Below are 13,193 nucleotides of genomic sequence, written 5' to 3'. Positions count from 1 at the left end.
CCGATGCGGCGCGTGCGCTTCAAGTGCGCAACTCGGCCGCGTGTAGCGGTGGCGTTACTTCGTGGCCTGAAAGACGCGCGGAGCGAAGTCCGCCAGATACCGGCGCCAGACCGGCCAGCTGTGATTGCCTTCCGTCTCGACGTACTCGTGGCGGATCTTCCGGGCCGTCATCGTGGCCGCGAGATCCTGGTTGGCCTTGAGGAGAAAATCATCCTTGCCGCAGGCGAACCAGAGCAGCTTCAGCTGGCGGTTCAGCGCGGTGCCGTCGCCGAGGAGTTCCGCCGCCCCGCCAACGGAGCTGCTCATGCCGCCGACCCAGGCGAACCGGTCGGGATGCTTGAGGCCGATGGTCAGCGACTGGCCGCCGCCCATGGAGAGGCCGACGATGCCGCGGCTCGTGGCGTCCTCGCGCGTGCGGTAGTTTGCGGCGACGAAGGGCATCACGTCCTGCAGCAGATCGCGTTCAAACGCCACGACGTTGGCGTTGCGATCGGTGCTCGCGCCCGGGGCCACGGCGTGGCCGTCGAGCATCACGACGATCATCGGTTGCGCGCGGCCCTGCGCGACGAGGTTGTCGAGAATCCAGTGCGCGTGGCCGTGAGCCACCCAGGTGGCTTCGTTGTCCCCGGAGCCGTGGAACAGGTACTGGGTCGGATAGCGCGTCGTGGCGTTCGCCTCGTATCCAGGCGGCGTGTACACCTGCAGCGGGCGCCGGCGGCCGAGGGCCTGCGAGGCATACCAGTGCAGACTGACGCGCCCGTGCGGAACGTTTTGAAAATCGTGCAGCAGCGGCGGCTCGCCGCGGATTTCCAGGATGCTCGTGCGCGGATTGCGCATCGGTTTGATCGCGGGATTGCCCGGATCGATCATGCTGACGCCGTCGACGTTGAAGCTGTATTCGTAGAGATCGGACGGGATGGGGCCGACGGTGACGCTCCAGAGTCCGGTGTCGTCCTTCACCATGGCGGCCGGGCCTTTTTGAAACTGGCCCGACACGGTCACGACCGTCGCCTTCGGTGCGCGCAGGCGAAAGGTCACGCGTCCGTCGGAGTGCAACTCAGGGGACACGACCGGCGGGACCGGCGCGGGTCGGGCCGCGGGCCGTTGGGCAACCGGTGCCGCGGGCTGGGCGGCGAGACCGGGCAGGAGGGAGAGCAGGGCAAGGGTGGCCGGAAGCCGGATCAGACGGGCGCGGGTCGGGAGATGCATGGGGAGGAGGTAACGCTCTCAGCGTGGGGCGCGTCGGGCGAGGGCACAAGCTCGCCGCCGTGATCCGCACGGCGCGTGGCGCGGCGGGCAATGCGGGTGGCGAACGATTGCACTGGCCCGCGGCGCGCGCAGGCTGGGGACTCCACCCGTTGCCCCATGAAGTTTACCCTGCTGTTTTGCTCCGCGTTACTTGTCGGCTTCTCCAGCCTCCACTCAGCCGATCGCAAGCTGGTCATGATCGCCGGTCCGGTCAGTCATCCGCCGCTGATGCATGAGTTCCGCGCGGGTTCGATGCTGCTGGAGAAACGCCTCCAGGGCGTGCCCCATCTGAAGACCGTGCTCGTGACCAATGGCTGGCCGACGAAAATCGTCGCGGGCAAGCGCGTCGACGACAACGCGGTCTTCGAGGGCGCGGACGCCATCTTCATCTACGCCGACGGCGGGCCCAACCACCTCGCGGTGCGGCCCGAGCGCCTCGCGTTGTTGCGCGGCTTGATGCAGCGGGGCGTGAGCCTCGGCTGCGCCCACTATGCGGTGGAAGTGACGCCGGAGCGCGGCGGTGCCGAATGGAAGGAGTGGATCGGCGGGCACTATGAAAACGCCTTTTCGTGCAATCCGATCTGGGAGGCCGAATTTCAGACGCTGCCGGTGCATCCGCTGACCCGCGGCGTGAAGCCGTTCAAGACGAAGGACGAGTGGTACTTCAACCTGCGGTTCCGCGAGGGGAAGGCTGGCGTGAAGGATATTCTCGTCGCGCCGCCATCGGACGCGGTGAGGGACGGACCTTACGTCTATCCTGCGGGCCCGTATCCGCACATTCAGGCGGCGAAGGGCCGGGCCGAGACGATGATGTGGGCGGTCGAGCGACCCGATGGCGGCCGCGGCTTTGGTTTCACGGGCGGACACTTTCATCTCAACTGGCAGAACGACGATCAGCGCCGCTTGATCCTCAACGCCCTGGTGTGGCTCGCGAAACTCGAGGTGCCGGCCGGGGGCGTCGATTCCGCGCCCGTCACGGACGAAGAGGCGCGGCAGAATCTCGATGAGAAAAAGCAGTCGGCGCCGCGATCCGCGCCGTCGCCGGCGAAAACGTGAGCGGAGCGGTGGACAGGCGGAGAGACGAAGCCCGTTACCCCGCGGGGAGTTGGCGGCCATTGGCGCCGGGAACGCCGTGTATTCAGTTTTCCATGCCAGCGGCGGCGGCACAACGGCGGTCGATAAACGTTCCAAGCGAATGGTCCGCGAAGGAATTGTGCACGCGCGGGCCGGAGACTGAATTGGGTGTCGCGTTGGTGGCGGAACATTTTTAGGCTGTTCAACTCAGCTTGTTCCCGGAGCCCGACGCAGGCGCGCCGCCTGCCTGTCGCTCCACCGGATCCGCTGTTCCTTCCACCATGCGAGACGAATACGTTAAGGCCGCCCTTCTGGTCATCGATGATCCGAATGTCCTCATCAATGTGATCTCACGCCGCGTGAAGCAGCTGAAACGTGGCAACCGTGCCTTGGTCGAGTCGTTGGAAAAACTTTCGGCCGAGGACACCGCGCTCCGTGAAGTGATCGAACGCAAGATCAGCTTCGAGCTCGCGACGCCCGCCGAGATTGCCGCGTTCCGCGGATAATCGCGTCGCGCTCTTTTCCGCCCTCAGCCGCATTCGATTTATGGCCAAAACACAAAACGCAAAGAAACTGACCCGCAAAGCTCCCTTGAAGACCGCGAAAGCAAAGAAGGCGGAAAAAATCGCCGTCAAGCGTTCCAAGTAAGCGCGCACGCTGAAGCTGACCTCCGCGCGCCCACGCAGTGCAGGCATGGCTCACCGCCCGCCCGCTGCCGGCAATCGGAAGCTTCAACTGTTCTTCATCGCTCCGGCGGACCCTCGGGTCGCCGGAGCGTTTGCTTTTGGGGGGCGAACACCGCGCTGCCGCCCGGCAGGGAAAAGTCGGATTTCGCCGTCGGACGCGCTCCGGAGTGAAGGCTCGGAAGAAGCCTTACCCCGAGTAATTTCATGTAAAATATAGACGGAACCCGTCGTATCCGACGGAGGTCACCGAGGGTAGCACCCACGCGTATGAATCTCTTCATCTACGCAGTCATTGTTTTGGCGGTCCTCGCCCTGACGGCGACGGCCTACGCCCTGTTGACGGCGCGGGAAGGCTACGAGGACGACACGGGCTTTCATCCCTCTGGCACCGATCAACCCCACGGCAATGGTGCCGGCGGTCCGCCCGGCAAGCCGAAGTCACCGCTGCGGGCGCTCCTGAACGTCCAGTAGGCGACCGGCCAAAGCCCGTCAGCCGGAATGTCTGGCACGGCTTGATGCCCGGATGATGGTGGACCGGGCGAGGTGGCCGCGCCCCTGCCCGTTATACCAATCGCTCCTTGCTTTTGGAGTTCTGGATCGATCGTGGCTACGAGCGCCAGCGAGTGGCCGTTCGGCCGCTCGCTGGCGCTCGTAGCCACGGCTAAAGTCCAAAGGCAGAGTGCGATTGGTATTACGGGAGCATTTGCAGCACGACCGACGGAAAGATGCCGACGACGACGAGGAGAGCGGCCGCGATCACCAACGACGCCGCGGCCATCGCCGGTACGGGAATTTTCGTTTCGGCGCCGGCGACAGGCGCGGCCACCACGGCCTGTTTCAAGATCAGCAGGTAATAGTACAGGCCCACGGCGCTCATGCCGATGGCGAGCAGCGCCAGCCAGCCCGCGGGACTCGAGAGTCCGTTCAGCTTCAGCGCGCCGGCGAACACGGTGAACTTACCGAAGAAACCGGCCAGCGGCGGAATGCCCGCGAGCGAAAGAATGAAGATGAACAGGCAGCCGGCGAGCAGCGGCGAGCGGCGATACAGGCCGGCGAGATCGCTGAGCGACTGGCATCGGCCCGCGCGTTCCACCACGGCGATGACGCCGAATGCGCCCACGGTCGCGAAACCGTAGGTCAGCGCATAATAAAACAGCGGCGCCGGTCCGGACTTGCCGGCGGCGATGACGCCGAGCAGCAACGCGCCGGCGTGCGCGATCGCTGAATACGCGAGCAGCCGGCGGACATTGGTCTGGGCTAGGGCGGCGATGTTGCCCAGCACCAGCGAAACGGCGGAGATGATCACGACGATCGTCACCCAGCCGGGACTTGTTCCCGTTCCGGTGAGGTCGCCGGCGACCGGTGCGAGACCGCTCCAGAGCAGCCGCACGAACAAGGCGAAACCCGCCAGCTTGGACGCGGACGCCACCAGCGCTGCCGACGATGCGGGAGCGCCTTGATAGACATCGGGGGCCCACAGATGGAAGGGGGCCGCGGCGGCCTTGAAGCCGAACGCCGTCAGCACCATCACCAGCGCGACGATCAGCAGGGTGGTGACCGGCAGGCCGCGCAGTTGAAACGCGATCGCGGGCAGTTCGATGGAGCCCGTGAGTCCGTAGATGAGGCTGAAGCCGAAGAGCAGGAACGCCGCGGACATGCCGCCGACGAGGAAGTACTTCAACGCCGCCTCGGCCGACTCCGGCCGCGATTTGTCGAATCCGGTCAGCACATACAACGAGAGGCTCGCCAGTTCGAGCGCGAGGAAGGCCACCAGGAGTTGCTGCGCCACGGCCATGAGCGTGAAGCCGCACGTGGCCAGCAGCATCACCGCGACGTACTCCGCGGGATGGCGCAACCGCGAGACACCGGGCAGCAGCCCGAGCGTGAGCACGCCAAGCGCAATCACGCCCAGTCGCACGGCAAAGCCGAGGGCATCGAGCGCAAAGACGCCGTCGAAGGCCGGTCCGCCCTTCCCCGCGAGGTGCGCGCCGTAGCCGGCGGCGGCGAGCGCGAGCAGTCCGATGGAAACGGATACGCGCAGGCGCGCGGCGGCGGCGCGGCCGCGACCCGCGATCAGATCCACGCTCAGGACGAGCAGCGCGCCGAGCACGAGCGCCAGCTCCGGAAGCAGCGCGTTGAACAACTCGCGATAATGCGGGGTCACGGCGTGCCTCCTTTCAACACCGCCTGCATCAGCGGCGATTGCAGGGCCGGCGTGATCCAGCCGAGCAGGGCATCGGGCTTGAGCCCGATGTAGACCGTCGCGGCGATCAGCAGCATCGCGCCGGTGCGTTCGGGCCACGTGATCGGATCATAGTGGTGCGAATGCGCCGGGGTGGCGTGCGCCGGGCTGGACTTGTCGGTGGTGCCAAAGAAGGAGACTTGGATGGCGCGCAAGGTGAAGGCGGCGGCGACGAGCACGCCGCCCGCGGCGAACAGGGCCCAGAGCGGCGACGTTTTCCACGTGCCGATGAGAATTGTGAGTTCCGCCGGGAAACCGCTGAAGCCCGGCATGCCCATCGAGGCGAGGCCGGCGAGCACGAACGTCAATGCCGCAAACGGCAGCCGCCGGTGCAGTGGCATTGTCCGCAGCTCGGCGAGTTTGCGCGTATGCGTGCGCTCGTACACCATGCGTCCGACGACCGCGAAGAGCAGGCCGGCGATCACGCCGTGCGAAAACATCTGCAGGACCGCGCCGCTGACGGCCTGGCTGTTGGCCGCGGCGAGGCCGAGCAGCACGAAGCCCATGTGACTGACGCTCGAGTAACCGATGACGAACTTGAAGTCCTCCTGCACGAGGGCGATCAGCCCGGCATACACGATGCCGGCGATGGCGAGCCACGCGATGACGGGCTGCCAGTAGACAAAGCCGACGGGAAACAGTGGCATCGCCACGCGGAGGCAGCCGTAGGCGCCCAGCTTCATCACGACGCCGGCGAGCAACATCGAGGCGGCCGTCGGCGCCGCGACGTGGCCTGTCGGGGCCCACGTGTGGAAGGGAAACATGCCGGCGAGCACCGCAAAGCCGAGGAACACCAGGGCAAACATGCCGAGCTGTTCGGTGCGGGTGAAGTGCGTGGCCGCCGCGGCGAGATCGCCGAGCGCGAAACTGTTGCCGCCGCCCGCCGCATACGCCCACAGCAGGCCGGCGAGCACGAGCGCGCTGCCGGCGAAGGAATAGAGCACGAGCTTCATCGCGCCGTACTCGCGGTTCGTCGAACCCCAGTTCGCGATGAGGAAATACTTCGGCACGATCGCGATCTCGTAGAACACGAAGAGCACGAAGGCGTCGGCGCTGAGAAACACGCCGTACACGCCGCCGATCAGCGCGAGGTACAGGGCGAAGAATTCACCGGTGCGCTCGGTGATGTTCCACGAGAAGAGCACGCCTGCGGTGGCGGCGAGGCCGGTGAGCACGAGGAGCGTCAGGCTGATGCCGTCCGCCGCGAGATGATACCGCACGCCGAGCTCGGCGATCCACGGCACGTTGACCAGGGTCTCGAGGCCCGGCCCCGGGACAAAGCTCCGGGCCGCGAGGAGCGTGGCGGCAAAGCTCGCGAGCGAAGTGAGCAGCGCGATCGCGCGGGCCGCCGCGGCCGACCGCGCGCCCGCCAGCAGGCAGAGCGCCGCGCCGGCGAACGACAGGTAGATGGTCCACGGGAGCGCGTTCATGGGAGCACGAGATGTCCCGCCCAGGCGGTGATCAGCGGATTGAAAAGCTGCGTGAGCAAATGCGGGGCGACGCCGAGGAGGAACATCAGCGCCACGAGCGGAATCAGCGGCGCGTACTCGATGCCGCGCAGATCGCTGAACTCACCGGTCGCTGCGCCCTGCTTCGGACCGTGGAAGACACGCTGCCAGAACGTGAGGAGGAAGAGCGCGGTCGCGAGCAGGCCGAGACACGCGACGCCCGCGGCCCACGGCGTGAGCCCGAAGACGCCGCGGAAGATCAGGAACTCGCCGACGAAACCATTGAGCCCCGGCAGTCCCAGCGAGGAGAACATCGCGACGCCGCAGAGTCCGGCGAAGATCGGTGCCGCCGTGCGCACGCCACCGAAGTCACCGATGCCGCGCCGGCCCCCGGATCGCGTCTCCAGCACGCCGACACAGTAGAAGAGAGCTGCGGCGGAAAGGCCGTGGTTGAACACCTGAAGCAGCGTGCCGCTGAGGGCCGCCGTGGCGGCTTCGTTGACCGGCCGAGCCCCGCCGGTGGCGGCGGCGACGGCGAAGAGCGCGAGCAGGCAGTAATTGAGGTGATTGAGCGACGAATACGCGATCATCCGCTTCAGATCGGTCTGCCGCATCGCGGCAAACGCGCCGAGCACGATGCCACCGAGCGCGAGCCACAGCAGGCAGGGCGCCGCGGCGTGGAGCGGCCCCGGAAACAGCGGCCAGAGGATCCGAAGGAAACCGTAGACACCCATCTTCGACATCACGCCGGTGAGGAACATCGACGCCCCGGTCGGCGCCTCGGCGTAGGCCGGAGGCAGCCAGGTGTGGAACGGCCACAGCGGCACCTTGACCGCGAGTCCGATGAACACGCCGAGGAACACCGCCTGCGGCCAGCCGCCGCCGACCGCGGCGAGCTTCTGGGCGAGCGTGCCGTCCGCGGCCAGTTGCGCCAGCTGCAGGAAATCCATCGTGCCGGTCGCCACGTAGAGCGCGGCAAATCCGAGCAGCATGAACGCGCTGCCGCCGATGGTGTAGATGACAAACTGATACGCGGCGCGCGTGGCACCGGCGCCGCCCCAGAGTTTGATGAGGAAGAAAGCCGGCACGAGGCTCAGTTCCCAGAACAAGAACCAGTGGAAGAAATCGAGCGCGAGAAACACGCCGAGCGCCGCGCCCTGCAGCAGCAGGAACAGCGCGCAGAAGAGCCGCGCGGAACGCTCGAGGCGCCACGAGGCGAGCAGCGCCACCGGCGTGACGATCCCGGTGAGCAGCACGAGCATCAGGCTCAGGCCGTCGAGCCCGAGGTGATAGTGGATGTTGAGCGCCGCGATCCATGGTTCGCGTTCCACGAACTGCGGGCCGATACGCGCGGGATCGAAGTGGCTCAGCAGCGGCAGGCTGAGTGCGAGCGTCGAGAGGCTGAAGAGCAGCGCGATGATGCGATTCGTCGTCGAGCTGGAGCGCCGCAACACGGCGAGCAGCCCGGCCCCGATCCACGGGGTGAAGACGAGGAGGGAGAGGAGCGGAATCGTTTTCACTGCATGCCTCCCAGGATGACTGCCAGCACGATCAGCACGAAACCCATGGCGACCATGCCGAGGTAGCCGTGGGCATCGCCGGTTTGCGCGCGGGAATAGGATTGGGCGGCGCCGCGCAGCTGGCCGCTCGTGGTGTCGAAGCCGCCGTTGATCACGTCCTCGTCTGTCTCACGATTCACGATGCCGGCGAACTCGCCGAGCCGCGACAGGAAGCGGACGGCGCCGTCGAGGACGTAGCGATCAAACGCATCCGCAAACGTCGCGGTCGCCTGATTGAGCCGGCCGACCGTGGCCGCATAAAGTTCGTCGAAGCCGAGTCGCGCCGCCAGGGCGGCAAACACGCCCGGCATGGCCGCGGCAATGGGATCCGGTGCGCTGGCTTTCTGCCGCAGACGGCGACCGTACAACGCCCAGCCGGCACCGATTCCGACCGCCACGAGGACGATCGACGTGATCATCAGGCCGGCGCCGCCGGGTTCGCTGTGGAATGTGGGATCGAGCGTGCGTTGCAGCCAGGGCCAGTACGGCGTGCCGAGGAAACCGAGCACCACCGCGCAGACGGCGAGAATCATCAGCGGCACGGTCATCGCGCGCGGACTTTCGTGGGCGTGGCTGGCGGCGTCGCTGCGCGCATGACCGAAGAACGCCTCGGCCACGAGTCGCGTCATGTAGAACGCCGTCAGCACGACCGCGACGAGACCGACGTAGAACGGCAGGTGTGAGACACTCCAGCCGTGGGCCGCATGCAGGATCGCTTCCTTGCTCCAGAAACCGGAGAACACAAACGGCACGCCGGCGAGCGCCATCATGCCGAGCGCGAAGGTGACAAACGTGATCCGCATCGGGCCGCGCAGGCCGCCGAGCCGGCGAATATCCTGTTCGTGGTGCGCGGCGTGAATCACCGAGCCGGCGCCGAGGAAGAGGAGCGCCTTGAAGAACGCGTGCGTGAGCAGATGGAAGATGGCCGCGACCCACGAGCCGACGCCCAGCGCCAGCATCATGTAGCCGAGCTGGGAGACGGTTGAAAACGCGAGGACGCGTTTGATGTCGTTTTGCGCCACCGCGATGACCGCGCCCAGCAGCGCCGTGATCGCGCCGATCGCCGCAACGACCGTGAGGGCGTGGAGCGGAGTCTGCGTGAGCGCCTGGTCGGCGATCATGAGCGGATAAACGCGGGCGATGAGAAACACGCCGGCGGCGACCATCGTGGCCGCGTGGATCAGCGCAGAGACCGGTGTCGGGCCCTCCATCGCATCCGGCAACCACACGTGCAGCGGGAACTGGCCGGACTTGCCGATCGCACCGCAGAAAATCAGCAGGCCGACCGCCGTGGAAACGGCCAGGCCGCCGAGGGTCGTTTGCGCGACCAGGATGCTCAGCGCATCGCTCTCGAGCACGCCCTTGCCGCCATCATAAAAGAGTAGCGAGCCGGTCGCGTCGTACAACCACAGCATGCCGATGAGAAAACCCAGGTCGCCAATGCGCGTGGTGATGAAGGCCTTCTTCGCGGCGGCCGCGGCCTCGGGTTTGTGAAACCAGAATCCAATCAGCAGATACGACGCGAGTCCGACCAGTTCCCAGCAGATGAAGAGCAGCAGCAGGCTGTTCGAGACGAGCAGGCCCAGCATCGCCGAGGCGAAAAGACTGAGGAAGCAGAAGAACCGCGTGTAGTTCGCATCCTCGTGCATGTAGCCCGTGCTGAAGATGAAAATCAGCAGGCCGACGAACGTGACCATCACGCACATCAGCGCGGTCAGCGGATCCAGCAGCCACCCGAGGCGCACTGCGGCGGTGCCGAGATCGAACCACGCGAAATTGTGGGCGAGATGCGCGGAAGGATCCTGCAGGGCGGTCGCGAGCGCGCCGCACGAGAGCAGGAAGGCGAGGCCCATCGCGCCGATGGCCGCAGCGGCGGACAGCGTGCGTCCGCCCCGGGGCGTCAACGACCCGATGCCCGCCGCAAGCAGCGGGAGCGCGGGAATGAGCCAGAGCAAGTGGACGGGTAATGTCATGGGATCACTGCGGGTTGCCGCTGCGTCATCCTTTGAGCCGGTTGGCCTCCTGGAGGCGGATGTTCTTCTGGTGACGGTATACGGCGATCACCAGGGCGAGGCCGACGGCGGCCTCGGCGGCGGCGACGGCGATCGAGAAGAGTACAAACATCACGCCCGTGGCGGCCGACGGCGACGGGCCGTACCGCCAGAAGGCGATGAAGTTCACGTTGGCCGCATTCAGCATCAGCTCGATGCCGAGCAGTACCAGGATCGAGTTGCTGCGCGAGAGCGCGCCGATGAGGCCCACGACGAAGAGCGCGCTCGAGAACAGCAGGCAGAGATGAAGCGGCGTGAGGTTCACGATTCGTCCTTTCCTGCGTCCGCGCGATCGGCGGACGCGATGACGATGGCGCCGAGCAGGGACACGGTGAGAATGACGCCCACGATGAGCAGCGAAGCGGCGTGCTGCTGCATGAGCAGCTGCCCCATTTCCTTCACGGTCACAATCGGCGCAGGGCCCGCGATGCGATCCAGCGGCGTGCTCAGGACGGCGCCGCCGAGTACACCGAGGACGGCCCCGCCGACAATCAGGCCGGCGACGACGCGTGGCAGGGAATGCGGCGCTTCGCGCACGTCGGCGACGGAGTGGCGCGTCAGCAACACCGCAAATAGTACCACCATCGAGACCGCGCCGACGTACACCATCATCTGCGCGAACGCGACGAACTCGGCGCCGGCCCACAGGTAGAAGCAGGCGATGCCCGCCCAGTTGCCGATGAGCAGCAGCGCGCTGTGAATCAGATTGCGCAGCGACATGGCGACCGCCGCGCTGGCGACGGTCACAACGGCGATGGCGAGGAAGGCGAGCGGCATCATGCGTAGCGATAGGTCCGCGGGCCGATGCCGGCGGAGAGTTTGCGGCCGATGACGAGGAAGGGAACGACGACCAGCGCCACGGCGATCGCCCAGCGCGCCAGCTGCAGCGCGCCCGACCAGCCGGAGGTGAGCGACCAGAAGGCCGCGGTGCCGAGATTGATCAACGCGAGCGGCACGAGGAATTTCCAGGCGAAACGCGTCAGCTGGTCGATCCGCAGCCGCGGGAACGTCGCGCGAATCCAGATGAAGCCCAGCAGCAGCGTCAGCAGTTTCACCGCGTACCACGCGTAGGACGGAATGAACTGCAGGAACGGCAGCGGCGCCTGCCAGCCGCCGAGGAAGAACGTCACGGCCATGCCGCAGAGCGCGCACATGCCGAAGTATTCCGCCATGAAGAAGAGCGCGTATTTGAAACCGCTATACTCGGTGAGATGGCCGGCGATCAGTTCGCTCTCCGCCTCGGGCAAATCGAACGGTGAGCGGTTCGATTCGGCGAGCGCCGCGGTCATGAAGATCATGAAGCCCGCGAAGCCCCACGGCGTGAGCACGTGCCACTGCGGAATGAAACCGAAGGACCAGCCGCCCTGCTTGAGTACGATTTCCTGCGTCGAGAGCGAGCCCGCGAGCATGATGACCGGGACAAACGACAGCAGCAGCGGCAGCTCGTAGCTCACGAGCTGCGCGAGTGCACGCATGGCGGCGAGCAGCGAATATTTGTTGTGGCTCGCCCAGCCGGCCATGAACACCGCGAGTTCGGTGGCGGCGCCCGCGGCGAAGAAATACAGGACGGCGGCGTCGAGCTCGACCGGCACCAGGTTGCGGCCGTAAGGGATGACGGCGAAGGTCAGGATGGAAAACGCGAGCAGCGCGACGGGCGCGAGGAAGTGCAGCACGTGGTCCGCAGCGCGCGGCACGATGTCTTCCTTCGTGATCGCCTTCACGCCGTCGGCGAACGGCTGGAGCAGGCCGAAATAACCCGTGCGGTTCGGGCCGGGACGGTTTTGCACGCGGCCGAGGATCTTGCGTTCGGCCAGGGTGAGGAACGCGAAGAGCAGGCCGAAGACGCCGAGAATGACGGCGATGGCGATGAGGCTGTTGACCACCCAGCGTATGGGTTCCGGCAGCCAGCTGGTGAGAAGATCGCGCAGCGTGATCGGCAGCCGCTCGAGGGTGGAATCGGCGGCCGCGGCCACGTGCGTGAGCGACGGAAGAAGCGTGGCAGAAATCCACTCAAGCACGCTCGTGGCGACGACGGCGACGGGGACGTTCATCAGGCGGCGGGCGGCGGGGCCTTCGGGGCCTCCGCGCTCGGCGCGGCGGGCAGTTGAGAAGCGGGAGCGGAAACGGGCGGCGTCGGGACCGGGGCAGCGGGGGCGGTCGCGGCGGGTTTCACGGCGGCTGGAGCTGCGGGAACCGAAGCCGAGGCGGGCGCGGCGGCGGCAGAACCAGCAGCGGCGGGTGCAGCGGGTCTCGCAGGTGCGGCGGCCTTGGCGGCGGCGGCTGCTTTTGCCTTTTCGTCTGCGGCCTTGCGTTCGGCGGCGAGCCGGGCGTCGACTTCGGCGGCCTCGGTCGGGTGAATCGCGTGGTAGTACTCGTTCGGCTTGCCCAGGTCCTCGCGGTGGAGCAGCAGGGCGTTGAAGCGTTCGGTCGTGGCGATCTCGAAGACCTGATCCATCTTGATCGCGTCAAACGGGCAGACCTCGACGCAGATCTGGCAGCTCATGCAGACGGAGGTATCGATGTCGAAGATCGCCGGATACAGCTGCATCTTGCCGGAGGCGTCCGGCTTCTTGTCCTTGCTCTTCTCGATGTAGATGCACTGCGGCGGACATTCCTTTTCGCAAATCTGGCAGGCCACGCAGCGCAGCGTGCCCATCGGATCGGTGGCGTTCTCGGTGACGAGGAAGGGGAAGTTGCGATAGGCCTCGGGCAGCTTCGGTTTGACCTCCGGGTATTCGACCGTCGTGTACCGCGCCGGATCATGGAAGCTCCCCACGAAATTCTTCGCGGTGACGGCGAGACCTTGGAGTAGACCGGTGCCGAGCATGTTAACGAGGTTCGTGACGGACAGACGTGGACGGGGGGGGCGAAACCGGAGACCGGAA

Annotated in this window: 12 protein-coding genes; 3 read left to right on the top strand and 9 right to left on the bottom strand. The window is 66.5% G+C overall.

Annotated features, from left to right (window positions below):
- Nucleotides 1-54: 54 nt before the first annotated feature.
- On the bottom strand, nt 55-1,209 hold the full coding sequence (locus ACLJEU_RS20245; protein WP_414663174.1) for an alpha/beta hydrolase-fold protein: 1,155 nt from the start codon (nt 1,207-1,209) through the stop codon (nt 55-57).
- Nucleotides 1,210-1,365: 156 nt separating this feature from the next.
- Between ACLJEU_RS20245 and ACLJEU_RS20240 the strand changes: the two genes are divergently transcribed.
- The 3 genes from ACLJEU_RS20240 (at nt 1,366) to ACLJEU_RS20230 (ending at nt 3,479) form a co-directional block, all read left to right on the top strand.
- Nucleotides 1,366-2,304: a ThuA domain-containing protein gene (locus ACLJEU_RS20240; protein ID WP_414663173.1), complete on the top strand. Its 939-nt coding sequence runs from the start codon at nt 1,366-1,368 to the stop codon at nt 2,302-2,304.
- 299 nt (nt 2,305-2,603) lie between these two features.
- The gene (locus ACLJEU_RS20235; protein ID WP_414663172.1) at nt 2,604-2,828 is read left to right on the top strand and encodes a DNA-directed RNA polymerase subunit omega; all 225 of its coding nucleotides are present in this window, start codon (nt 2,604-2,606) and stop codon (nt 2,826-2,828) included.
- Between the two features lie 447 nt (nt 2,829-3,275).
- Entirely contained in the window at nt 3,276-3,479 is a 204-nt protein-coding gene (locus tag ACLJEU_RS20230; protein ID WP_414663171.1) for a hypothetical protein, read from the top strand.
- Nucleotides 3,480-3,699: 220 nt separating this feature from the next.
- Here ACLJEU_RS20230 and ACLJEU_RS20225 read toward each other — a convergent pair whose 3' ends face one another.
- Genes ACLJEU_RS20225 through ACLJEU_RS20190 form a run of 8 tightly spaced genes read right to left on the bottom strand, consistent with a single transcriptional unit; the run spans nt 3,700 to nt 13,135 of the window.
- Complete coding sequence (locus ACLJEU_RS20225; protein ID WP_414663170.1) at nt 3,700-5,172, bottom strand: NADH-quinone oxidoreductase subunit N; 1,473 nt, start codon at nt 5,170-5,172, stop codon at nt 3,700-3,702.
- Nucleotides 5,169-6,680 (bottom strand): complex I subunit 4 family protein, encoded by a 1,512-nt coding sequence (locus tag ACLJEU_RS20220; protein WP_414663169.1) that lies wholly within the window; start codon nt 6,678-6,680, stop codon nt 5,169-5,171. The genes ACLJEU_RS20225 and ACLJEU_RS20220 overlap by 4 nt, the downstream gene beginning before the upstream one ends.
- Entirely contained in the window at nt 6,677-8,218 is a 1,542-nt protein-coding gene (locus tag ACLJEU_RS20215; protein ID WP_414663168.1) for a complex I subunit 4 family protein, read from the bottom strand. Before ACLJEU_RS20215 ends, ACLJEU_RS20220 begins: the two co-directional genes overlap by 4 nt.
- A complete protein-coding gene (gene nuoL / locus ACLJEU_RS20210; protein ID WP_414663167.1) occupies nt 8,215-10,230 on the bottom strand; it encodes an NADH-quinone oxidoreductase subunit L in 2,016 nt (671 codons plus the stop codon). The genes ACLJEU_RS20215 and nuoL overlap by 4 nt, the downstream gene beginning before the upstream one ends.
- A gap of 25 nt (nt 10,231-10,255) precedes the next feature.
- A complete protein-coding gene (gene nuoK / locus ACLJEU_RS20205) occupies nt 10,256-10,576 on the bottom strand; it encodes an NADH-quinone oxidoreductase subunit NuoK (RefSeq protein ID WP_414663346.1) in 321 nt (106 codons plus the stop codon).
- Nucleotides 10,570-11,088 (bottom strand): NADH-quinone oxidoreductase subunit J family protein, encoded by a 519-nt coding sequence (locus tag ACLJEU_RS20200; protein ID WP_414663166.1) that lies wholly within the window; start codon nt 11,086-11,088, stop codon nt 10,570-10,572. Before ACLJEU_RS20200 ends, nuoK begins: the two co-directional genes overlap by 7 nt.
- On the bottom strand, nt 11,085-12,359 hold the full coding sequence (gene nuoH, locus ACLJEU_RS20195; RefSeq protein ID WP_414663165.1) for an NADH-quinone oxidoreductase subunit NuoH: 1,275 nt from the start codon (nt 12,357-12,359) through the stop codon (nt 11,085-11,087). The genes ACLJEU_RS20200 and nuoH overlap by 4 nt, the downstream gene beginning before the upstream one ends.
- On the bottom strand, nt 12,359-13,135 hold the full coding sequence (locus ACLJEU_RS20190) for a 4Fe-4S dicluster domain-containing protein (protein ID WP_414663164.1): 777 nt from the start codon (nt 13,133-13,135) through the stop codon (nt 12,359-12,361). Before ACLJEU_RS20190 ends, nuoH begins: the two co-directional genes overlap by 1 nt.
- Nucleotides 13,136-13,193: the final 58 nt, after the last annotated feature.

The sequence above is a fragment of the Terrisphaera buseokensis genome (genome assembly GCF_047521145.2).
In the GTDB taxonomy this organism is placed as follows: Bacteria; Verrucomicrobiota; Verrucomicrobiia; order Opitutales; family Opitutaceae; genus ER46.
Note: the sequence above shows the minus strand (reverse complement) of the source record. Positions and strands in the feature narration are given on the sequence as shown.

Excerpts from the sequence above, each read along its gene's own strand:
- ACLJEU_RS20245 (WP_414663174.1), bottom strand. The coding sequence starts at position 1,209 with ATGCATCTCCCGACCCGCGCCCGTCTGATCCGGCTTCCGGCCACCCTT.
- ACLJEU_RS20240 (WP_414663173.1), top strand. The coding sequence starts at position 1,366 with ATGAAGTTTACCCTGCTGTTTTGCTCCGCGTTACTTGTCGGCTTCTCC.
- ACLJEU_RS20235 (WP_414663172.1), top strand. The coding sequence starts at position 2,604 with ATGCGAGACGAATACGTTAAGGCCGCCCTTCTGGTCATCGATGATCCG.
- ACLJEU_RS20230 (WP_414663171.1), top strand. The coding sequence starts at position 3,276 with ATGAATCTCTTCATCTACGCAGTCATTGTTTTGGCGGTCCTCGCCCTG.
- ACLJEU_RS20220 (WP_414663169.1), bottom strand. The coding sequence starts at position 6,680 with ATGAACGCGCTCCCGTGGACCATCTACCTGTCGTTCGCCGGCGCGGCG.
- nuoL (WP_414663167.1), bottom strand. The coding sequence starts at position 10,230 with ATGACATTACCCGTCCACTTGCTCTGGCTCATTCCCGCGCTCCCGCTG.
- ACLJEU_RS20200 (WP_414663166.1), bottom strand. The coding sequence starts at position 11,088 with ATGATGCCGCTCGCCTTCCTCGCCATCGCCGTTGTGACCGTCGCCAGC.
- nuoH (WP_414663165.1), bottom strand. The coding sequence starts at position 12,359 with ATGAACGTCCCCGTCGCCGTCGTCGCCACGAGCGTGCTTGAGTGGATT.
- ACLJEU_RS20190 (WP_414663164.1), bottom strand. The coding sequence starts at position 13,135 with ATGCTCGGCACCGGTCTACTCCAAGGTCTCGCCGTCACCGCGAAGAAT.